Genomic DNA, 19,212 nt, shown 5'->3' with positions numbered 1-19,212 from the left:
TTTTCTTATCCGGCAATTAGTCCTTGTTCTTCTAAGTACTCTCTGGCCACATCATTTGCTGATCTGTCTTCGTAATCTACCTGATAATTCATTTCCCGCATTTCTTCATCTGTGATTTTTCCACCAAGCTGGTTTAAAATTTCCTCCAGTTCAGGATGCTGCTCAAGGGTTTCGTTTCTCAACAGCGGCGCCCCCTGATATGGCGGAAATAAATTTTCCGGATCATCCAATGTAACTAATTCCAATTCTACCATATAACTGTCGGTAGCATAAGCATCTATGATGTCTACCTCATCATTTTCTATAGCACCTTGCCTGATCCCCGGTTCCATTGTTCGCACATCAGCAATATCAAGGCCGTACACATCCTGCATTCCCACATAACCATCGTACCTGTCGTTAAATTCAAGCGTAAAACCAGCTACAGTTTCGTCTTCTATTTGCTGCAGGTCACCAATTTCCTCCAGATCATGTGCATCAGCAAATTCCTGCGTTGTGGCCACGGTATACGTATTATTAAATTCCATTGGTTCTAACAACACCATACCATACATTTCATTCATGCCGGCTCTCGCCTGCTCATAAACCTCTCTTGCATCATTGCTTTCTGCTTCTGCATCCATATGTGTTACAATCGCTGTTCCCGTAAACTCGGGAAATATATCAATGCTTCCTTCTTCAAGCGCGCTGAATACAAATGCCGTCTTTCCCAGACCCGGTTCCAAATCCACCGTTAAATCTGTTTCCTCCTCAATTAATAGCTTGTACATGTTAATAAGTATTTCCGGTTCTGCACCTAATTTTCCTCCAATGACCAAATCTGCCTTGTTCGAGGTGATGAACAGAGGTGAAAGTACAACAAGTAGTACAATGACCACCATGGAAACAAAAGCTTTGATTCCAAACTTTGTGGAAAACCGTTCAAATCCCCTTAAAATGAAATCCAGTGCAATGGCTAATAATGCCGCAGGAATTGCACCAAGAATGATTAAATTAACGTCTGCTCCCCTGTCAAGCCCCAAAAGAATAACCTCGCCTAATCCGCCTGCACCGATTAATGCAGCAATTGTAGTAGTACCAACAATTAATACCATGGAAGTCCGGATCCCTGCCATGATCACTGGTGTGGCAATGGGAAGCTCAACTTTTGTTAATCGCCGGAAAGAAGACATCCCCATTCCTGTAGCAGCCTCTTTTAATGCTGGATCCACTTCTTTTATTCCAGTATAAACATTTCTCAGAATAGGCAGCAGTCCATATAAAGTTAAAGCAATAATTGCAGGCGTAATGCCAATTCCAAAGAATGGAATTAAAAATGCCAGCACCGCTAAGCTCGGAATAGTTTGCATAATTGCTGACAAACCAATAATTGGCTCTGCTGCACGCTGATATCTGGTAAGCACTAAACCAAGCGGGACAGCAATAATAATGGCAATCAAGAGGGAAGTAAGCGATATTTGCAGATGCTCCCAAATTTTTTCAAGCAGCATTCCTTGACGGTTTTGAAAAACTGAGATGAATTCATTCACGTTTGAATCACCCCATTTTTCACTTTTGTATTTCTTTTTAAGTAGAATACGATGTCTTTATATGTTAAAACTCCTGCCAGCTTTTTTCCTTTTACCACTGGATAGATCGTTTGTTCATTCTTTTCCAATATCTCAGCAGCCTTATAAAGAGGCAAATCATTGTCCAACGTTTTTAAACTGATAAATTCTTCGTTTTTTACTGCACCTTTAAATTGGTTATTTTCATCTTTAATTATTGCAATTTCAGACTTCGGGTAATTTCCTGTTTCAAAGCATTGTTTTGTAATCACATGTTTATTATCATGGTCGGCTATTACGTCAACAGCGGTCAGCCATGGCGACTTTTTCTCTCCGATAAAGTCTCTGACAAATTCAGTTTTAGGGTTCAGAATCAATTGCTGAGGAACATCATGCTGAATAATTTCCCCGTCTTTCATTAATATAACTTTATCGCCAAGTGCCATTGCTTCATCCATATCATGGGTGACGAAAAGGACTGTTTTTTTGATTTCCTTCTGCAGGCTGCGGATATCTTCCTGCAATTGTTCCCGGCTGATGGGATCCAGCGCACTAAAAGGCTCATCCATCAAAATAATATCAGGATCAGCTGCCAAAGCCCTGACAACGCCTATCCGCTGCTGCTGGCCGCCGGATAGTTCTCTCGGATATCTGTTTTCATATGTAGAAGGATCTAAACCTACCATTTCCATCAATTCATGTGTTCTGTTTCGAATATCATTTCGTTTCCATTTTTTCATTTCAGGTACCACAGAAATATTTTCACTTATCGTCATATGAGGGAATAAGGCAATTTCCTGCAGCACATAGCCAATATTCCAGCGCAATTCGTTGATATTATATTCATTAACATCTTCTCCATTAATTAAGATAGACCCTGAAGTTGGCTCTATCAATCTGTTTACCATTTTCATTGCTGTGGTCTTCCCGCAGCCGCTTGGACCAATTAACGTTACCATTTCACTTTCTTCCACTTTAAAAGATATATCCTTCATTGCTTCCGTACCATCCGGATACGTTTTTGAGACTTGTTTAAACTCTATCATGGAATTCCCCCATACTATTAACAACTGACTTAAATAAGTACCCTTTATTAACACTGGTGAAACATGAATAAGCTTCTTTTACCGAAGAAAATGTTATTTGATGTTCTTTCTTACAGGACTTCATGCTAAAATAAGTATCATGATCATTTTATGAAATAATACGAAAGTAGGAAGTTAGATGGAATATATTATTTTTGGTATTATAGCTTATTTACTTGGATCGATACCCTCCGCACTTATCGTAGGAAAAATCTTTTACAAATTAGATATTAGGGAACATGGCAGCGGAAACCTTGGTGCTACAAATACATTCCGTGTACTGGGCATCAAAGCCGGGATCGCGGTAACCCTTGCAGATATTTTAAAAGGAACGGCAGCTGTGTTGATCCCGCTTTTATTCGGTGCCGATGTATACCGATTGGCAATCGGGCTGTTTGCTGTAGCCGGTCATACTTATCCAATATTTGCCCGATTTAAAGGCGGAAAAGCGGTAGCCACATCGGGCGGAATTATATTGGGAATCAATCCGATTTTATTTCTTATTATGATAAGTACATTTATTTTAACCCTATACTTATCCAAATATGTTTCACTTTCTTCCATGGTTACAGGGGTTGTTACCATTATTGTATCCATTATCTTTCAGGATACCGGTCTTATTATAGTTACTTCTATTTTAACTGCCTTTGTTTTTTACAGACATAAAGACAATTTAAAGCGTATTAAAAATAAGACCGAGCCAAAGATAAAATGGATGTAGAAAAAAAACTATCGCATCTTTAGAAATCAAAGAAAACACCGGTCTAATGTTTAGTCCTTTTTGTCGGGGGAAGCAAGAACCAGTTGGTAAGTACTATGGAAATTAAGTAAAAACAGGTAAAATCCAATAAATTGAATCTTAATTTTACGTAAAGTATACTTGTTTTTAGTTTAGAAGAGAAAGGGGATCATGTTATGGATAAACTGAAAACATTCCCGCAAAAAAAATTGCCAAATAAAGAACAAAGACATAGATTATTTGGGTCTGTGGAACCCGCCCCTGGAACAAAGCCTGTCGATAAACATGAAATGGCAGACTTGCAAAATACAAAGGAAGATTTTTTATTTGATCTGGATGCTGTGGGCATCACAAATGTGAAACACCCCATCACCCTGGAAAGTACACTTGCACCTAAGGAACAAACAACGGTAGCAGTATTTACACTTACTTCCGGATTAAAGCAAACGAATAAAGGAACAAACATGAGCCGTTTCACGGAGCTTTTAACTGCATATTCCCAAAATGGCTTTCGAGTGGATATAAAAACACTGAAAAATTTTACTGAAACACTGGCCGACCGTCTTGAACAGGATGATACCACTGTCGAAATTTCTTTTCCATGGTTCTTCCATCAAAGCAGTCCCACATCCGGCCTAACAGGCATGAATCATGCCGATGTTTCCATCATGGTTTCTTATGACCGGGTTCACGGGTACAGCATAACAGCATCACTTTCTGCTTTAATCACTACTTTATGTCCATGCTCAAAAGAGATTAGCGAGTACAGTGCACATAACCAACGGGGAAAAATTACCATGGAAATTGACTTGGATGACGCGTTTGATGAAACAAAGGCAGACTGGAAGGAAAAACTGCTTGAAGCTGCCGAAAGCAATGCAAGTGCAAAATTATATCCTGTATTAAAGCGCCCCGATGAAAAAATGGTAACGGAAACCGCATATGAAAATCCAAGATTTGTGGAAGACATGGTCCGCCTGGTCGCTGCAGATTTATATGAGTTATCCTTTGTAAGAAAATTTAAAGTGTCATGCCGGAACGAAGAATCCATTCATATGCATGATGCTATTGCGTCCGTTACTTTTAATAAAGAGAACAGTAATCGGGAGATGTAAATTGCAACACAAAATTTGGAAAGTTGTATTCATTTGGCGTATAATTGTATATGGAAGAGAAAAATTCAAACTTTGAATAAGAAGGTTATTATAACCATGAAGTATATTTTTATTGGGCTGATTAAATTTTACCGGGCTGCGATTAGTCCGTTCAAACCTCCATCCTGCCGTTTTCATCCTACCTGTTCCCAATATGGTCTGGAGGCTTTTCAACGGTTCGGGGCCATAAAGGGGGCTTATTTAACGATCATCCGAATTAGTAAGTGTCACCCCTTTCATCCGGGCGGCATAGATTTAGTACCGGAAAAGAAGGAAAAACACCGTTAGATTCCTGACAAGGAGATGGTTGCTATCAAGTTGCAAATTAGTACAGAGGCGGCACAATGGTATAAAAGTGAATTGGAATTAGGTAAAGATGCATATTTGCGATTCTTTGTGCGTTATGGCTTTGGAGGGCATATTCCGGGATTTTCGCTAGGTGTAAAAAAGGATACACCAATGGACATTTTTGCCTCAGCCAATTTGGAAGGTATTACATTTTTTATAGAAAATAAAGATGCATGGTATTTTGAAAACAACGATTTGCACGTATCTTATAACAGCGAAATGCAAGAACCCCAATTCGAATATAAAGAAAAATAAGGCGCATTGCGCCTTATTTGTTTTTTAGTGGTTTCCTCTAAGCTATGGGTAAATTAACAGTGCCATTGAATCCCGCCGGCTTCGGCGATGTGGCTAAGCATTTATTTATTGCCCCGGGGCCGCTAAACACATTAAAATAATTGGTATTTTTATTAAATACGGAATTTCTCTATTTGATCCCATTTACCTTCTTTACTTAAAACTTCTTTTTGCCACTCGCCAAACAAATCAAAGTGCGGATACTTTTGATCCTTGTGTATCCATTTTTGTTTCAGCCCATATTTCTTTCCCCAAGTAATCAGCTTCTCCATATTGCTGCAGCCGACTTTTGTGACCGAATCACAATCAGGAAAACGATCATCTATCCAGTAATGAGTAAGTATAGCTATTTTACCATCACGCACATCCTGCTTCCAGGCTTTTAATTCTTCCCTTTTTATGCCAAAAGCCATCCCTATTCCCCTTCCATCTGTTTGACATAAGCCTCATGCCAATCTGGAAAAGCTTTTCGAAGAGATATAGGCCGAAAATTGTCCCTTCTGACTATTACATGCTCCGTTATGCCGCTTACTCCTATATTGCCTTCCTCATCGAGAATCTGATAACCATATATGGTCCGTACGCCATTATACTTTTCAACCCATGTTTCGATCACCGCTTTGTCACCATAACGAAAGGGCCTTTTAAATTTTAACTTGGCATCAATTACAGGTGATACGACATTATTTTTTTCCATATCAGCATAACTGAGACCCAGTGACTCTATAAATTTTGTCCGTCCAATTTCAAACCATACAAGATAATTCCCGTGGTAAACCACACCCATTTGGTCTGTTTCCTGATACCTGACCTCTACTGTTGTACTTACCTTATTCAACGGCAAATCCCTCCCCCGCAATAATAACATATGGACGATAAAGTTTTGTGCGGGAAAACTTTTCATGTATAAAATAAAACGCCTCCAGCCATAATGCAAGGCTAAAGGCATATAAATTATTCATTACGATTGTTGTAACGGTGTTCATCTTTAATTTCTTCTCTCATGCCTTCAATGGCTTCTTCCCGGCGTTTATTTTTCTCCATTATTTGTTCTTTTTCTTCACCTGATGCAAATTCCATCGTATCATGTGCTTCTTCCAGATTTGCAATCGTTTCCTGAACCATATTTTGCAGCTTTTCTACGTTATCGCTGCGGTCATCCGGATTGGGTCGTGTATTTTTCTTTTCAGACATGTTCATTCTCCTTTTCCAAGTAATCTATTTGGTATTGTCTCTAGAAAAAAAACAAGTATACTGGAAATAATTTCCCAAACCACATAATAAAAAAGCCTTTTCCTCAGTTTGCAAAAAGGAAAAGACTTTTTTAAACAATTAAGCTTTTTTTTGACTGCCGGCATGTTGGTTTATCCGGTTTTCCATGTTTTGTTCAATTCTTTCCATCAGTAATCGATCTTTTAATATTTGCTGTCTGTTCTCTCTGACTAATTCTTCAAATGATAATTTGCGTTTTAAAGAAATGGCGGTTCACTCCTTTTAAAAGCAAGTATTGCCATTTCTGTCATTGAATATAACAAAATCCTTCAAAAATATGGGATAAATAAGTTAATCCATCGTCTCAACCATTTCTTCCATAAACTCATAATTCATGGAACCTATTTTTCTTGGGTGTTGTATCGTACCGTCCGTCCCAATAAAATAAGTTGTCGGTACTGCAACGGAACCCTTGTAGGCTTCGCTTACTTCAGCTCCTTCGTCAAGCAATACCGGATAAGTATATTGAAATTCATCAATAAATTCTTGAGCATTGGAATCATCTGTTTCCGTTTCCAATAAATTAACCGCCAAAATTTCCACTTCTTCTTCATTGTTGTCATAGAACTCCTGCATTTCCGGCATTTCTTCCCTGCATGGTCCACACCATGTAGCCCAAAAATTAAGAATAACTTTTTGGCCTCTCAGATCAGACAATCTCACCGTATCGCCTTCTAATGTTTCCAATTCAAAATCAGGTGCTGTTTCTCCCGGCTGAATTCCGGCCGATTCTTCCGGCATATTGCTCTCATCTATAAAAACATCACCTTGATCATCATAATTATCAGTGGTTGCGGACTGATCACTCACGTAATTAAATACAACTATGCCGGCCAAAATCAATAATAAACCAACGCCAATGATTTGTTTAACCATACTTAAGCTCCTTATAGAAAGGTTTTTCACGTACTTTGGGAAGAATTAAAAAAACATGACGACAGCTGATACAGCACTTCAGCTTGTCTGCCTTTCCTATATTTAATAACATGTTTATATATATTCATCGTATGTCCAAATAGGCAAAAAGTAAAGATATTACATGGTTTGTTCGAAAAAAATTCATATAGCAAAGAATCCGTTTCCGTGCGGGAACCGACATACATCTTCGGCAAGTATACCTGATCAGACAAATATTAAAAGTTTACAAAATACGAAACAGCCCCTGCAATATATATTGCAAGGGCTGAAAATACTATTAAAATATTATGCGCCTATTTTATTACGTAATACCATTTGTAAAATACCGCCATGACGATAGTAATCTACTTCTACATCACTATCAAAACGTGCGACAGCATTAAATTCGGTTTTCTTGCCATTTTCATCAACGGCAGTAACTTTTACCAGATCATGCGGCTTAACAGATTCATTTACTTCCACATTAAAGGTTTCTTTTCCTGTTAGTCCGAGCTTCTCTGCACTTTGACCTTCTTCAAATTGTAAAGGCAGTACACCCATCATTACCAGGTTGGAACGGTGGATACGCTCAAAGCTTTCCGCAATAACTGTTTTAATGCCCAGGAGGTTTGTTCCTTTGGCTGCCCAGTCGCGGGAAGAGCCCATCCCATAGTCTTTACCTCCGATAACGATTAATCCGGTGCCGTCCTGCTGATATTTCATGGCCGCATCATAAATCGGCATTACCTCTTCTGTTGGCCAATATGTTGTATATCCGCCTTCTGTACCAGGAGCCAGCTGGTTGCGGATGCGGATGTTCGCAAAAGTTCCGCGCATCATGATTTCATGGTTACCGCGGCGGGAACCGTAGGAGTTAAAGTTTCTCGGCGATACACCTTTCTCCTGCAAATGTTTACCTGCTGGCATATCTTTAGCAATCGCCCCGGCCGGAGAAATATGGTCTGTGGTTACAGAGTCACCAAATTTGCCGATTGCCCGCAGATTATTTAAAGGTTTAACTTCTCCGGCTTCTTTTGAAAGGCCTTCAAAGAATGGCGGGTTTTGGATATAGGTTGATTCACTGTCCCACTCAAATAATGGCTCATCTGTGGTATCAATTTCATTCCAGCGTTCGTTGGAAGTAAATACGCCTTCATACTCTTTGCGGAAGATTTCCGGTGTAACCACTTTATCCACTTGTGCTTTGATTTCATCCATGGTTGGCCAGATATCATTCATATAAACAGGCTTACCGTCTTTATCTGTGCCAAGCGGTTCCTCTGTTAAATTGATATCCACTGTACCTGCAAGCGCATAGGCCACTACAAGCGGCGGTGAAGCCAGGTAGTTTGCTTTCACAAGCGGATGGATGCGCCCTTCAAAGTTACGGTTCCCGGAAAGGACGGAAGATACCAGCAGATCATTTTCCACAATTGCCTGTTCAATCTCTTCACGCAGCGGGCCCGAGTTTCCGATGCATGTCGTACAGCCATATCCTACAAGGTTAAAGCCTAATTGATCCAAATATGTCTGCAGTCCTGCATCTTCCAGGTAACGAGTAACTACTTTGGAACCCGGTGCCAGTGAAGTTTTTACATAATCAGGTACGCTTAAACCTTTTTCAATGGCATTTTTCGCCAATAAACCTGCTCCGAGCATTACGTACGGATTGGATGTATTCGTACAGGATGTGATGGCAGCAATTGCCAGTGAACCTGTTTTCATCTCTGAACTATTTCCGTTGGGATGATTCACAGTCACTTTTTTATCAAATTCTTTCTTATCCAGACCAAAACCCTGGTTTCCTTCCGGAGCTGTAATTGCCTTATTGAATTCGTCTTTCATTTTTGACAATGCAATTAAATCCTGCGGGCGTTTTGGACCAGACAGATTTGGTTCCAGTTCGGAAAGGTTGATTTCCACCAAATCTGTATATTCAGGGTCAGGCTGGTCAGGAGAGTACCAAAGATTGTTTTTCTTGCAGTATTCTTCTACCAGTTTGATTTGTTCCTCGCTGCGGCCGGTTAAATTCAAATATCTCAATGATTCTTCATCTACCGGGAAAAATCCGCAGGTTGCCCCGTATTCCGGAGCCATGTTTGAAATAGTTGCACGATCTGCAAGCGGCATATCTTTCAAGCCGGGACCGAAGTACTCCACAAATTTACCTACCACATTCTTTTCACGCAATACCTGGGTAACTTTTAATGCCAGGTCTGTAGCTGTCGTACCATTAGGAAAGCTTCCGGTAAATTTAACCCCGATAACCTCCGGTGCCGGCATATAGGATGGCTGACCAAGCATTCCGGCTTCAGCTTCAATACCGCCTACACCCCAGCCGAGTACACCGAGACCGTTAATCATTGTGGTATGGGAGTCTGTTCCGACAAGTGTATCCGGAAATGCATCATATTCGCCGTCTTCGTTTTCAATACCGTGTACAACATTGGCAATATATTCCAGGTTCACCTGGTGAACAATTCCTGTAGCCGGAGGTACCGCACGATAATTATTAAAAGCCTTCTGCGCCCAGTTTAAAAACTCATAGCGCTCAGCGTTCCGCTCGAATTCCAGATCCATATTTGCCTTTAATGCACTTGGCGTTCCGTATTGATCAACCTGAACGGAGTGGTCAATAACCAAATCCACCGGCACTTCCGGATTAATCTTATCCGGTTCCCCGCCCATATCAACCATTGCTTTCCTTAATGATGCCAAATCAACTACTGCGGGAACACCTGTAAAATCCTGCAGAATAACACGGGATGGCTTGAAAGGCACGTCAGCTTCCTTGCCTTCCGGTTTCCCCCATTTTGCCAGCGCTTTTACATGTTCATCTTTAATCTGATGACCATCATGCTGACGCAGTAATGACTCCAATAATACCCGAATAGAAAACGGGAGTCTGGAAACTGTGCCGAGATTATTTTCTTCTACTGATTTCAATTCATAATAATTATACGTTTTACCGTTTAATTCAAATTGTTTCTTTGCGTTAATTTTCCCCAAAGTCTTCCTCTCCTTTCAATCTTTCTCCCTATGATGCGCCAAAACATGACACAACACGAAAAAACGTTTAAAGCATGCAGCCAATACATCTGCTGCAAAACAGCACAGCTGTCGGCGCACACAAAAGTACGCTATGATTCTCACCATATATTATTCTATCTGATATGCGCTCATAAAACAAACGTTTCAGACCATAATGATATATCGAAAATAGTTATGTAATGTGATAGATTTTTCTTATACAGCTACAGGTATTATATTAAATGAAACTTATAAACACCTTTACACCAATCATGATTGGACAGGAAAATGAATAATAAAAGTACTGCCTTTCTCAGTATTTTGTTTTATCTCCAGTGTGGCACCATGCTGTTCCAGTATTTGTTTGGAAATCATAATGCCAAGTCCTGTTCCACTCTGCTTAGTAGTAAAAAAAGGTTCCCCTAATTTATGTATGAGTTCTTCAGGTATACCGGAGCCTTCATCTATAATACTTAAACTTATCCCGGACGCACCGGATGCGGCATTCAATTGAATTTTACCGGGTTCGTCCATTGCTTCTATTGCATTTTTAACCAGATTAATCAAGACCTGCTTAATTTGGGAGCGGTCACAGTAAATCATGATATTGCCGGGGATGTGATATTTTATATCAATGCCTTTTAATTTTGCCTGGGGATTTAACAGCACAATAATATCCTGCAGCATTTTTTCCATCGGTTCATTTCTTTTATTATCCGTCAATGGCTTGGAAACAAAAAGTAATTCTGAAGTAATGGTCTCCATTTTTTCAATTTCTTCAATCATAATATTATAGTACTCTTCTTTACGGCTTACCCCTGCCTGCAGCAGCTGGATAAAGCCTTTCAACGAGGTTAAGGGGTTTCGTATTTCATGGGCAACCCCTGCAGCCAGCTGACCTGCAATCGACATTTTTTCCGAGCGAATCATCATTTCCTCAGTTTCCTTTTTATCTGAGATGTCTTTTACGGACGCAATATAGAAATGATCTTTTTTATGTTTATCATATAACTTTGCCGCGATACACTCGGCCCAAATATATTTTCCATATTTGTTAATCAGATTGATCGTGTAAGTTTGACTATTATTACTGTCATGGTTGAAATTACTCTTTATATAGTCTCCATCTTCCTTGGAAATCCATTCATACCATTTTGTTCCGGCGAGTTCTGTTCGGTCATAGCCAAGCATTTCCTCCACGGATTTGGATATGAATAAAATCCTGCCTTCATGATCCCAAACCGTGATCAGATCACAATAATGGTTTTCAACCCAGGAAAGCATAAATGCAGGCAGGTCCGAGAGTGCCGGAAATCTTTCCGCCTGTTGTACTGAATCAACCGGATTACTGTCCCTCTCCATTTCATCACTATGATTCATCCCCATAACATCTCCCCCTTTATTACATAAATCAACATCCTTCTTCCGCTAATATATGTTATGTCACATTCTACTCATTTATGACTCTTGTTTGTATAGCTGATTATTATTATAATAGAACTAAATAGAGTAAATTACATAACCAATTATTAGTAATATTACTATAACTATTTCAAAAAATAAATCAATTATACAAAAATAATGTCATCTCTTGTAATATATTTAAAATAAAAGTAAGAAAAGGTGAAATCATGTCGATAATTGTAGATTACTTAATAATTATTTGGGGCTTCCTCATGATCGGTTTTATGGCAATCGGCGGATTTTTTATGTTTCGTAAATTTCTTAAACAAATCCCAAAAGAGGACGGCAAGTCTGACATGGATTGGGAAAATTACTATTTGGAGAAGACAAAGCATATGTGGAATGAGCAGGAAAAAGAATTACTTGAGGAACTGGTCTCTCCTGTACCGGAGCTATTCAGGGACGTAGCAAGAAACAAAATTGCCGGAAAAATCGGTGAGGTTGCGCTGGAAAAAAATAAAAATACTATCTCAAAAGAGATTTTAATTGAAGGTTACATTATTGCTACTCCAAAAAGAGACCACCGATTTTTAAAGAAAAAACTCAAACAGAAAAATATTGATGTGGAACCTTACAAACAATACTTCCAACAGTCCAGGGAAGATTATTCAAAAAACTGGAAGGAAAAATATAAATAACCCTTTTTCTTTACAGCTTAAATAAAAAATGCGTCTCTTTTCGTTCTGAGACGCATTTTTTATGCTTCTATTTTCAGTTGTTTTTCAAGCTGAAGGAATTTATAAAGCATTGAAATTCTCCAGGTTATGATCATACCAAAAGCCAATACAAAAAACATGCCGCTTGTTTCTCCCAGGGAAATGGTGCTCCCGACCAGCAGTTTTAGAATGATGCGGAAAGCAAGCAGCCCTATCAGAATAAAAGCGAATGCCTTTGAAGGAATTAAATAAATGGCATGGTCACGAATTTCAAATTTGGAAGTTTTAATCAAAAATAACGAGCAAACAACTCCTACTCCTATTGCTTCGAAAAATTGCAGCCAGCTAATATGGAATACAGGAAATAAAAACATCAATGCCCCTGTACTCATAAATAAGGGCGGCAGCATAATTCTTTTTGCGTTTGTCGGCTTTTTCGCTGCTTTCAACCGAACTATAATCATTGCCATAGCCATGACCGCAGCAACGGCTGTGCTGGCTACCAACCAAAACATGCAGATCACTCTCTCCACTTGCTGAATATGTATATTTCACTTAAATTATCTTACACCATGTTAGCCAAATGAAAATTTTCCAATACACGGCGGACAGTTTCAAGGATTCTGCTTTCTTCAAAAGGTTTTAAAATAAAATCCTTCCCGCCTGCTTCAATAGCTTGAACAACGACTTTCTGCTCTCCTATTGCCGAACAGACGATAATATTTGCTTTACTGTCTATCTCCATGATTGCCTTCATTGCATCAATACCGTTCATTACAGGCATGGTAAGATCCATGATAACCAAATCCGGGCTTAAATTTTTGTATAATGTAATGGCTTCTTTCCCGTTTTTGGCTTCTCCAACAACCTCGTGATTATCTTTTTCTAATAATTTTCTCAGTGTTATTCTTAAAAATTTCGCATCATCCACTACAAGAATAGCTGCCATTCTCTGCCCCCCTTACTTTATAATGCAACACATATACTATCAATGATAAGGGAACACGGTGTCAATTACCAGCACCGCCTAAAATATTTTTAAAAGAATACGGCTTTATGCGGAGAATTAAAATTTGAAATCCTGGTTGGTTATGCTCTTTCATTCATGCAAGAATAAGGGCAAAAACACCTTTGGGCCATGTAAAACCGGAGCACCCGCGGGACTGTGCTAAAATCCCCGGCCCACCGTAAAGATATGGGACTGCGCTAAATGCTCGTCCCAACTTAAAGATATGGGACTGCGCTAGAATGCTCGTCCCACCGTAAAGATATGCTGTTGCTGTTGCAGGTGCTGAAGCGCGGGAAATGCCTGGGCAGCTGCGAATATAAAACTCCCCCTCACACCCATAGCATGGATGGTATATATGTGAGAGGGAGAAAATTCGTTTTCATATCAGAATCCGTAGAACCCAAACCAGGCAGCTAAAATCGAAGTCAATTTTGTCATCCAGTCAAAAAATAAAGCTATTCCGACAAAGATCATTAAATAACCGCCTATTTTAACGATTTTCATACTGTGCTTTTTAATCCAATTCATTTTTCCGATGAAGAATGCCATCACTAAAAACGGAATGGAAAAACCAAGTACATAGCTGAGCATCATTACCATGCCGACTTGCGGATCTGTAGCAGCCAGTGCAAATACTACTGCAAGTATTGGACCCGTGCATGGCGTCCAGCCCAGGGAAAAGGCCAGACCGATGAGGAATGAACCAAAAAATCCGGCAGGTCTGTTTTTAAACGAAATTGATCTATTTTTGATTAAAAAATTAAAGTTAAGTACGCCGACAATAACCAGACCAAAGAAGATGATTACAATAGCTCCCACTTGTCTGATCAGATCCTGGTATGTCAACAGGAAATCGGAAACAAAGGAAGCAGTAAAACCGAGCATCACAAATACCGCCGAAAAACCAAGCAGGAAAAAAACTGTATGCAATAATGCCTTTTTATTGATTTTGTTATTCTCTTCTTTTAATTCACTGACACTCATTCCTGTTATATAAGATAAAAATGCAGGATACAGCGGCAGTACACAGGGTGACACAAAAGATAAAAAGCCTGCTCCAAAAGCAAGGAATATATTAATTTCAGACATTGCAAAACCCCCCAGAGACCTTGTTGTCTCTATTGTAACAGAACCCAAAAGCAATAAACCCAATGAATATGACAATAAACTGAAACTTTTACTTTAATCATCGTTTTTAACGTATAAATATAATTTCACCCCTTACAAAGAAATGTAAGGGGTGATCTAAAGCTATTATTGCATGCTGCAATAATATTATAGCTTATTTGTCCTGCTGATTATTCATTGCCCGCATCATTTGATTGATTTTCTTCTGTGATGGTTTCTGTCCCATTTGCATCATTAACGTACGAAGCATTTGCTCATTAATAGGCGGATTCTTTTTTAAGTAATTCATCATATATTTTCTTGCAATAAAAAATCCAAGAGCAACACCGGCCAGTAACGCTGTGATAGCAATTAATACAACCCAAATCGTGCTCATGCCTTGCTTTCCTCCTTCGTGTTGTCTCTTTTTCTCTAACCCCTATATAGTATAGTAAATCATGAGTTGGAATACAATAGGAGATTTATTTCCTCTTTATTCGTAAATAAAACAGGAGATATCCATCCAAAATCATTTTTTCCTGTTATAAAAAGCAATCGTTCATATTCCCGCAGCATCGGAAAGAGCAATTCTTCCGCTTCCTGTAACGTATTACAACGAAATTCTATATGTTTTTCATTCATAAATAAAGAAATACAGCTTCCATCCTGACAAATAGTTATATGAGAACCGTTGATATGTAAATTTGCACGCCTTTTGGCACAATGCTTTTTCATATGGCTGATAAGTTTCTCATAGGAATAATAACGGGTAATATAGTTAAATTGTAATTGCAGATCTCTTCTGGCTTTATTATTTTGATAGCTTTTGATAAAACGGTATAAAATATCACTTTTGTGAAAGTAATGGTTCGCAATTTCCTCTGTGATCCAATAAATAGAATACGTATACATAGAGAGCTCCTCCTTTATTCTCTATTATACGTACTCTATGTCAGAATAATGTCACTTTACATTAAAAATATGCACTACTTTTGTCGATTGGCTCAAAAAGCGGCCATGGAACAGCCGCCTTCTATTTAATTTAAAAGCGACTCCACTTGTTCTATTACATTTTCCACTGTAAAACCGTATTCCTCCACTACTTTATCTCCTTTTGCCGACGCACCAAAAGTATCGATGCCAAGGACCTTTCCTTCATCCCCGACATAGCGTTCCCAGCCAAACGGAGAAGCCATTTCAATCGCCAGTCGTTTTGTAATGTGAGGAGGCAGCACCTCATTTTTATAAGATTCATCCTGCTCGTTGAAGCGGTCCCAGGAAGGCATGCTTATAACATTGACTTCTATCCCTTTTTCGCTTAATGCTTTTTGTGCTTCCACTGCTAATTGAACTTCGGATCCTGTAGCGATTAATAATGCATCAGGATTTTCTCTTTCTGATTTGCTAATAACATAGGCTCCCTTTTTAACTCCATCATAGGCCATTTGTTTTGTACCCTTTAGTGTGGGCAGGTTTTGTCTGGTCAGCACAAGAGCAGTTGGCTTGTTATCAGATTCCAGAGACAGGCGCCATGCAGCCTGTGTTTCATTTCCATCTGCCGGACGGATAAGTGATAATCCCGGCATTGCCCGTAGTGCAGCCAGGTGTTCGACGGGCTCATGTGTCGGACCATCTTCCCCTACAGCAATGGAATCATGTGTAAATACATATGTGACAGGTGTCTGCATGATTGATGACAAACGAACAGCCGGTCTTAAATAATCACTGAATACAAAGAACGTACCGGCATACACTTTCAGGCCGCCATGTAAAGCCATCCCGTTCAAAGCCGCTCCCATGGCATGTTCCCGTACGCCAAACCACACATTTCTGCCCGAATAGTTTTCACGGGAGAAATCCGCTTCATCATTGATTGTTGTCTTATTTGAACCGGCTAAATCGGCACTTCCGCCAAAAAAGTTCGGAACGGACTCTGCTATGGCATTGAGAACTTTTCCGGAGGCAGCCCTTGTTGCCAGTGTATCATCGCCAGGTTCAAAAGTTGGGAGTCCTTTTTCCCAGCTGTCAGGCAGTTTCCCGTTTATAGCAAGCTCAAAATCCCTTGCAAAATCAGGGTATTTTTCATGATAGGTTTTTAGTAGTGCATTCCAGTCATTTTCAGCTTCCGCACCAGGTGCTCCGATTTTTTCTTTAAAATCTGCATATACCTCCTCAGGAACATGAAAATCTTTGTGTGTCCATTTGTAATATTCCTTTGTCAGTTTAACTTCATCACCGCCAAGCGGAGCTCCGTGGGATGCAGCTGATGCAGATTTATTTGGAGAACCATAGCCGATCACCGTCTTTACCTCAATCAGGGTCGGCTGATCCGTATTTTCTTTTGCCTCTTTAATTGCTTTTCTGATTGCTTCAATATCATTTCCGTCTTCTACCCGCAATACCTGCCAGCCATACGCCTTGAATCTGAGCTCCGTATTTTCCGAAAAGGATCGGTTTAAATCACCGTCAAGGGAAATATCATTGGAATCATATAAAGCAATTAATTTGCCCAATCCAAGATGTCCTGCCAATGAGGCAGCCTCATGTGAAATGCCTTCCATAACGTCGCCGTCACTGATCAGCGCGTATGTGTAATGATCTACAATAGATAAATCCGGCTGATTAAATTTCCCCGCAAGATGGGCCTCAGCCATAGCCATACCTACGGACATGGCAATCCCCTGTCCCAATGGCCCGGTTGTTGCTTCAACGCCATCCGTATGGTGTACTTCAGGGTGTCCGGGTGTTTTGGAATCCCACTGGCGGAAACTTTTAATATCATCCATCGTCACATTGTAACCGGACAGATGCAATAAGCTATACAACAGCATGGAGCCATGACCCGCAGAAAGTACAAAACGATCCCGGTTGAACCATTTGGAATTAGCCGGGTTATGGTTCATGAATTCCGTCCACAAAGTATAAGCCATCGGTGCAGCGCCCATGGGCAAACCGGGATGGCCTGAATTTGCGTTTTCGATAGCATCAATCGATAAAGTTCTTATTGTGTTAATGGATAACTCTTCAATGTTATTCGACATAGTGTTAACTCCTTCCGCATTTTAACCGATAATGATAACCTTCTCTATTCTATAATGAAATACACCTTGTCACAAGTAAACAGATAACGGACATCCACTAAAACATACATCTTAAATAATCCTTCTTCTACTTTTTCTTACTTTTCTTCTGCATATCCTTTACTTTTTGAGGAGTAACATCATTTCCTTTAGGATCAACTACTTTCATCGTTTTAAATTGATTTTTAAAAGAGCTGCGGACATTTTTTAAATAGGCTTCCCTGAGCTCTTTCTGTTCTTTTTTTTCTTTTTCGGTCAGTCCTGTTTCCTTTGCTTTTCGGGCCAGGTAATTAATCCGTTCTATTTCATCTTTTGACAGCATGGGATAACCTCCAATGGGATCAAATTTATAACCTTATCTTCATTTTTTCATTGTAACACGAAAATACGGCACCATATAAAAAAACAGGAATATAACTTCCTGTTTTCTAATGTAGCGTTCTTGCATATAAGATTCAAGTATTTTTGGCTTCCTTGTATCTTCGGTGTACGGTTGCCTTTGAAACGTGATAGCCCATTCCGTTTAATATGCTTGTAATCTCCTCAAAAGTCATATTATTATTCCGCAGCCGAATTACTTCATGTATTGGAAAAGCTGCACGTTCCCTTCCCGGTGCTTTTGTAATATTTGATAAATTTTTCCCCGGGTTGTAACCATCCTTAATTGCTTTTTTCATCCCTCTTCTAATCTTTGCATTATGCAGTTTCCGCTGGTATTCCTCCACGATCGATATGATCTGCAATACCATGGAGTCAGATTCCGATAGCTCTAATTTCTCTTCAGTCACAGCTGTATATATAGGGATCTTTAACTTATTCAGATGATGAAAGAGAGCAATCTTGGTATTTCCTCTGCCTAGCCTTGTTTCATCCTGTATCAGCAGACATTCTGCCTGATTATCTGAAAACATATCAAGCATTTTCAGTATACCTTCCCTTTCAATTTCATAGCCGCTCTGTTGTTCCTCCATACAGGCAGCAATGGTGAAATTATATTTTTCAGCAAGTTTTATTAATTCGGCTTTCTGTCTGGATAAAGAGGTTTCCTGTTCCGGTTTATCAGTACTTACACGACAATAAATTATAGCCCTCACCATTTACACCTCAATTAACTCGTTACCATTGCAATATAGAGAAATATCAGAGACAGGCCAAAAATAGCAATATAAAATAGGTCCACCTTTGAAATTCTATTAAACATTATTTTTGCCTCCTTTACCATTCAAGAACCTTTGTTCGTATTCTTATTATTTCACGAACATACGGTCTTGTCAAGCTTTTTTTAGAACGAATGTTTGCTTAGTTAAATAATAAATGGTAGACTAGTATTACTTATTAATATGTACGAGGGGAGAAAGAAATGACAATTACAAAGCTATCTAAAAGACAGCAGGCAATCATGGATTTTATTAAAGAGCAGGTTGAAGAGAAAGGGTATCCGCCTTCAGTAAGAGAAATTGCTCGGGAGTTTGACACTTAATCTATCATAAAAATCGCAAAAGCCTTATAATGGCTTTATTTTTTTGTCAA

Annotated in this window: 23 protein-coding genes and 1 pseudogene; 6 read left to right on the top strand and 18 right to left on the bottom strand. The window is 39.4% G+C overall.

All coding sequences use genetic code 11. The features are described from left to right. Window positions 1-5: 5 nt before the first annotated feature. Together GHD25_RS18440 and GHD25_RS18435 are read right to left on the bottom strand one after the other, a co-directional pair. Window positions 6-1,529: an ABC transporter permease/substrate-binding protein gene (locus tag GHD25_RS18440; protein ID WP_205601387.1), complete on the bottom strand. Its 1,524-nt coding sequence runs from the start codon at window positions 1,527-1,529 to the stop codon at window positions 6-8. Further along, window positions 1,526-2,593: an ABC transporter ATP-binding protein gene (locus GHD25_RS18435; protein ID WP_164219634.1), complete on the bottom strand. Its 1,068-nt coding sequence runs from the start codon at window positions 2,591-2,593 to the stop codon at window positions 1,526-1,528. The genes GHD25_RS18440 and GHD25_RS18435 overlap by 4 nt, the downstream gene beginning before the upstream one ends. 178 nt (window positions 2,594-2,771) lie before the next feature. On the opposite strand from GHD25_RS18435, the gene plsY reads away from it, so the two are divergent. From plsY to GHD25_RS18415, 4 genes are all read left to right on the top strand, one after another. After that, entirely contained in the window at window positions 2,772-3,353 is a 582-nt protein-coding gene (gene plsY, locus GHD25_RS18430) for a glycerol-3-phosphate 1-O-acyltransferase PlsY (RefSeq protein WP_164219632.1), read from the top strand. A 194-nt stretch (window positions 3,354-3,547) separates the two neighbouring features. Beyond that, complete coding sequence (folE2, locus tag GHD25_RS18425) at window positions 3,548-4,486, top strand: GTP cyclohydrolase FolE2 (RefSeq protein ID WP_164219630.1); 939 nt, start codon at window positions 3,548-3,550, stop codon at window positions 4,484-4,486. A 96-nt stretch (window positions 4,487-4,582) separates the two neighbouring features. Then, window positions 4,583-4,813 carry a membrane protein insertion efficiency factor YidD gene (yidD, locus tag GHD25_RS18420; protein WP_164219628.1) on the top strand — a complete coding sequence of 77 codons (231 nt, stop codon included), beginning with the start codon at window positions 4,583-4,585 and terminating at the stop codon, window positions 4,811-4,813. A gap of 72 nt (window positions 4,814-4,885) precedes the next feature. After that, window positions 4,886-5,128 carry a HesB/YadR/YfhF family protein gene (locus GHD25_RS18415; RefSeq protein ID WP_462943986.1) on the top strand — a complete coding sequence of 81 codons (243 nt, stop codon included), beginning with the start codon at window positions 4,886-4,888 and terminating at the stop codon, window positions 5,126-5,128. A 152-nt stretch (window positions 5,129-5,280) separates the two neighbouring features. Here the strand turns inward: GHD25_RS18415 and GHD25_RS18410 are convergent, their stop codons facing one another. The 8 genes from GHD25_RS18410 to GHD25_RS18380 form a co-directional block, all read right to left on the bottom strand. Next, window positions 5,281-5,580: a hypothetical protein gene (locus GHD25_RS18410; RefSeq protein ID WP_164219626.1), complete on the bottom strand. Its 300-nt coding sequence runs from the start codon at window positions 5,578-5,580 to the stop codon at window positions 5,281-5,283. Between the two features lie 2 nt (window positions 5,581-5,582). Next, window positions 5,583-6,005, bottom strand: coding sequence for an acyl-CoA thioesterase (locus GHD25_RS18405; RefSeq protein WP_240452421.1), 423 nt, complete (start codon window positions 6,003-6,005; stop codon window positions 5,583-5,585). Beyond that, window positions 5,998-6,129 carry a hypothetical protein gene (locus tag GHD25_RS20285; RefSeq protein ID WP_276207855.1) on the bottom strand — a complete coding sequence of 44 codons (132 nt, stop codon included), beginning with the start codon at window positions 6,127-6,129 and terminating at the stop codon, window positions 5,998-6,000. The genes GHD25_RS18405 and GHD25_RS20285 overlap by 8 nt, the downstream gene beginning before the upstream one ends. Further along, window positions 6,122-6,361, bottom strand: a complete 240-nt coding sequence (tlp, locus tag GHD25_RS18400) for a small acid-soluble spore protein Tlp (RefSeq protein WP_462943984.1) — start codon at window positions 6,359-6,361, stop codon at window positions 6,122-6,124. The genes GHD25_RS20285 and tlp overlap by 8 nt, the downstream gene beginning before the upstream one ends. A gap of 138 nt (window positions 6,362-6,499) precedes the next feature. After that, window positions 6,500-6,646, bottom strand: a complete 147-nt coding sequence (locus tag GHD25_RS18395; RefSeq protein WP_164219658.1) for an FbpB family small basic protein — start codon at window positions 6,644-6,646, stop codon at window positions 6,500-6,502. An 84-nt stretch (window positions 6,647-6,730) separates the two neighbouring features. Next, the gene (locus tag GHD25_RS18390; RefSeq protein WP_164219622.1) at window positions 6,731-7,315 is read right to left on the bottom strand and encodes a TlpA disulfide reductase family protein; all 585 of its coding nucleotides are present in this window, start codon (window positions 7,313-7,315) and stop codon (window positions 6,731-6,733) included. A 327-nt stretch (window positions 7,316-7,642) separates the two neighbouring features. Continuing rightward, window positions 7,643-10,345: an aconitate hydratase AcnA gene (acnA, locus tag GHD25_RS18385; protein WP_164219620.1), complete on the bottom strand. Its 2,703-nt coding sequence runs from the start codon at window positions 10,343-10,345 to the stop codon at window positions 7,643-7,645. 291 nt (window positions 10,346-10,636) lie between these two features. Further along, window positions 10,637-11,752: an ATP-binding protein gene (locus GHD25_RS18380; protein ID WP_164219618.1), complete on the bottom strand. Its 1,116-nt coding sequence runs from the start codon at window positions 11,750-11,752 to the stop codon at window positions 10,637-10,639. A 245-nt stretch (window positions 11,753-11,997) separates the two neighbouring features. Here GHD25_RS18380 and GHD25_RS18375 point away from each other — a divergent pair, with 245 nt between their 5' ends. Continuing rightward, the gene (locus tag GHD25_RS18375; protein ID WP_164219616.1) at window positions 11,998-12,468 is read left to right on the top strand and encodes a DUF2621 family protein; all 471 of its coding nucleotides are present in this window, start codon (window positions 11,998-12,000) and stop codon (window positions 12,466-12,468) included. A gap of 59 nt (window positions 12,469-12,527) precedes the next feature. On the opposite strand, the gene GHD25_RS18370 is transcribed toward GHD25_RS18375, so the two are convergent. The 8 genes from GHD25_RS18370 to GHD25_RS18335 all read right to left on the bottom strand — a co-directional run bounded on the left by GHD25_RS18370 (window position 12,528) and on the right by GHD25_RS18335 (window position 18,776). Continuing rightward, window positions 12,528-13,001, bottom strand: coding sequence for a CcdC family protein (locus GHD25_RS18370; RefSeq protein WP_164219614.1), 474 nt, complete (start codon window positions 12,999-13,001; stop codon window positions 12,528-12,530). 50 nt (window positions 13,002-13,051) lie between these two features. After that, window positions 13,052-13,435: a response regulator gene (locus GHD25_RS18365; RefSeq protein WP_164219612.1), complete on the bottom strand. Its 384-nt coding sequence runs from the start codon at window positions 13,433-13,435 to the stop codon at window positions 13,052-13,054. Between the two features lie 444 nt (window positions 13,436-13,879). Beyond that, on the bottom strand, window positions 13,880-14,584 hold the full coding sequence (locus GHD25_RS18360; protein WP_164219610.1) for a cytochrome c biogenesis CcdA family protein: 705 nt from the start codon (window positions 14,582-14,584) through the stop codon (window positions 13,880-13,882). Between the two features lie 193 nt (window positions 14,585-14,777). Further along, window positions 14,778-14,999, bottom strand: coding sequence for a YneF family protein (locus GHD25_RS18355; RefSeq protein ID WP_164219608.1), 222 nt, complete (start codon window positions 14,997-14,999; stop codon window positions 14,778-14,780). Between the two features lie 59 nt (window positions 15,000-15,058). Continuing rightward, window positions 15,059-15,514, bottom strand: a complete 456-nt coding sequence (gene sirA / locus GHD25_RS18350) for a sporulation inhibitor of replication protein SirA (RefSeq protein WP_164219605.1) — start codon at window positions 15,512-15,514, stop codon at window positions 15,059-15,061. A gap of 125 nt (window positions 15,515-15,639) precedes the next feature. Continuing rightward, window positions 15,640-17,643, bottom strand: a complete 2,004-nt coding sequence (tkt, locus tag GHD25_RS18345) for a transketolase (protein ID WP_164219603.1) — start codon at window positions 17,641-17,643, stop codon at window positions 15,640-15,642. 127 nt (window positions 17,644-17,770) lie between these two features. Then, entirely contained in the window at window positions 17,771-18,004 is a 234-nt protein-coding gene (locus GHD25_RS18340) for a DUF896 domain-containing protein (protein WP_164219601.1), read from the bottom strand. Window positions 18,005-18,137: 133 nt separating this feature from the next. After that, window positions 18,138-18,776, bottom strand: coding sequence for a YneB family resolvase-like protein (locus tag GHD25_RS18335; RefSeq protein ID WP_164219599.1), 639 nt, complete (start codon window positions 18,774-18,776; stop codon window positions 18,138-18,140). A gap of 272 nt (window positions 18,777-19,048) precedes the next feature. Between GHD25_RS18335 and GHD25_RS18330 the strand changes: the two are divergent. After that, window positions 19,049-19,141: pseudogene (locus GHD25_RS18330) on the top strand (LexA family protein); the annotation flags it as partial. Window positions 19,142-19,212: the final 71 nt, after the last annotated feature.

It is taken from the genome of Virgibacillus aidingensis (assembly GCF_010994035.1).
Classification (GTDB): Bacteria; Bacillota; Bacilli; order Bacillales; family Amphibacillaceae; genus Virgibacillus_N.
Note: the sequence above shows the minus strand (reverse complement) of the source record. Positions and strands in the feature narration are given on the sequence as shown.

What these genes read in the sequence shown, in the direction of transcription:
- GHD25_RS18365 (WP_164219612.1), bottom strand. Translation starts at nt 13,435, where the DNA reads ATGGCAGCTATTCTTGTAGTGGATGATGCGAAATTTTTAAGAATAACA.
- GHD25_RS20285 (WP_276207855.1), bottom strand. Translation starts at nt 6,129, where the DNA reads ATGAATAATTTATATGCCTTTAGCCTTGCATTATGGCTGGAGGCGTTT.
- yidD (WP_164219628.1), top strand. Translation starts at nt 4,583, where the DNA reads ATGAAGTATATTTTTATTGGGCTGATTAAATTTTACCGGGCTGCGATT.
- tlp (WP_462943984.1), bottom strand. Translation starts at nt 6,361, where the DNA reads ATGTCTGAAAAGAAAAATACACGACCCAATCCGGATGACCGCAGCGAT.
- GHD25_RS18375 (WP_164219616.1), top strand. Translation starts at nt 11,998, where the DNA reads ATGTCGATAATTGTAGATTACTTAATAATTATTTGGGGCTTCCTCATG.
- GHD25_RS18390 (WP_164219622.1), bottom strand. Translation starts at nt 7,315, where the DNA reads ATGGTTAAACAAATCATTGGCGTTGGTTTATTATTGATTTTGGCCGGC.
- tkt (WP_164219603.1), bottom strand. Translation starts at nt 17,643, where the DNA reads ATGTCGAATAACATTGAAGAGTTATCCATTAACACAATAAGAACTTTA.
- GHD25_RS18410 (WP_164219626.1), bottom strand. Translation starts at nt 5,580, where the DNA reads ATGGCTTTTGGCATAAAAAGGGAAGAATTAAAAGCCTGGAAGCAGGAT.
- GHD25_RS18380 (WP_164219618.1), bottom strand. Translation starts at nt 11,752, where the DNA reads ATGGGGATGAATCATAGTGATGAAATGGAGAGGGACAGTAATCCGGTT.
- plsY (WP_164219632.1), top strand. Translation starts at nt 2,772, where the DNA reads ATGGAATATATTATTTTTGGTATTATAGCTTATTTACTTGGATCGATA.
- folE2 (WP_164219630.1), top strand. Translation starts at nt 3,548, where the DNA reads ATGGATAAACTGAAAACATTCCCGCAAAAAAAATTGCCAAATAAAGAA.
- GHD25_RS18355 (WP_164219608.1), bottom strand. Translation starts at nt 14,999, where the DNA reads ATGAGCACGATTTGGGTTGTATTAATTGCTATCACAGCGTTACTGGCC.
- GHD25_RS18370 (WP_164219614.1), bottom strand. Translation starts at nt 13,001, where the DNA reads ATGTTTTGGTTGGTAGCCAGCACAGCCGTTGCTGCGGTCATGGCTATG.
- GHD25_RS18360 (WP_164219610.1), bottom strand. Translation starts at nt 14,584, where the DNA reads ATGTCTGAAATTAATATATTCCTTGCTTTTGGAGCAGGCTTTTTATCT.
- sirA (WP_164219605.1), bottom strand. Translation starts at nt 15,514, where the DNA reads ATGTATACGTATTCTATTTATTGGATCACAGAGGAAATTGCGAACCAT.
- GHD25_RS18340 (WP_164219601.1), bottom strand. Translation starts at nt 18,004, where the DNA reads ATGCTGTCAAAAGATGAAATAGAACGGATTAATTACCTGGCCCGAAAA.
- GHD25_RS18435 (WP_164219634.1), bottom strand. Translation starts at nt 2,593, where the DNA reads ATGATAGAGTTTAAACAAGTCTCAAAAACGTATCCGGATGGTACGGAA.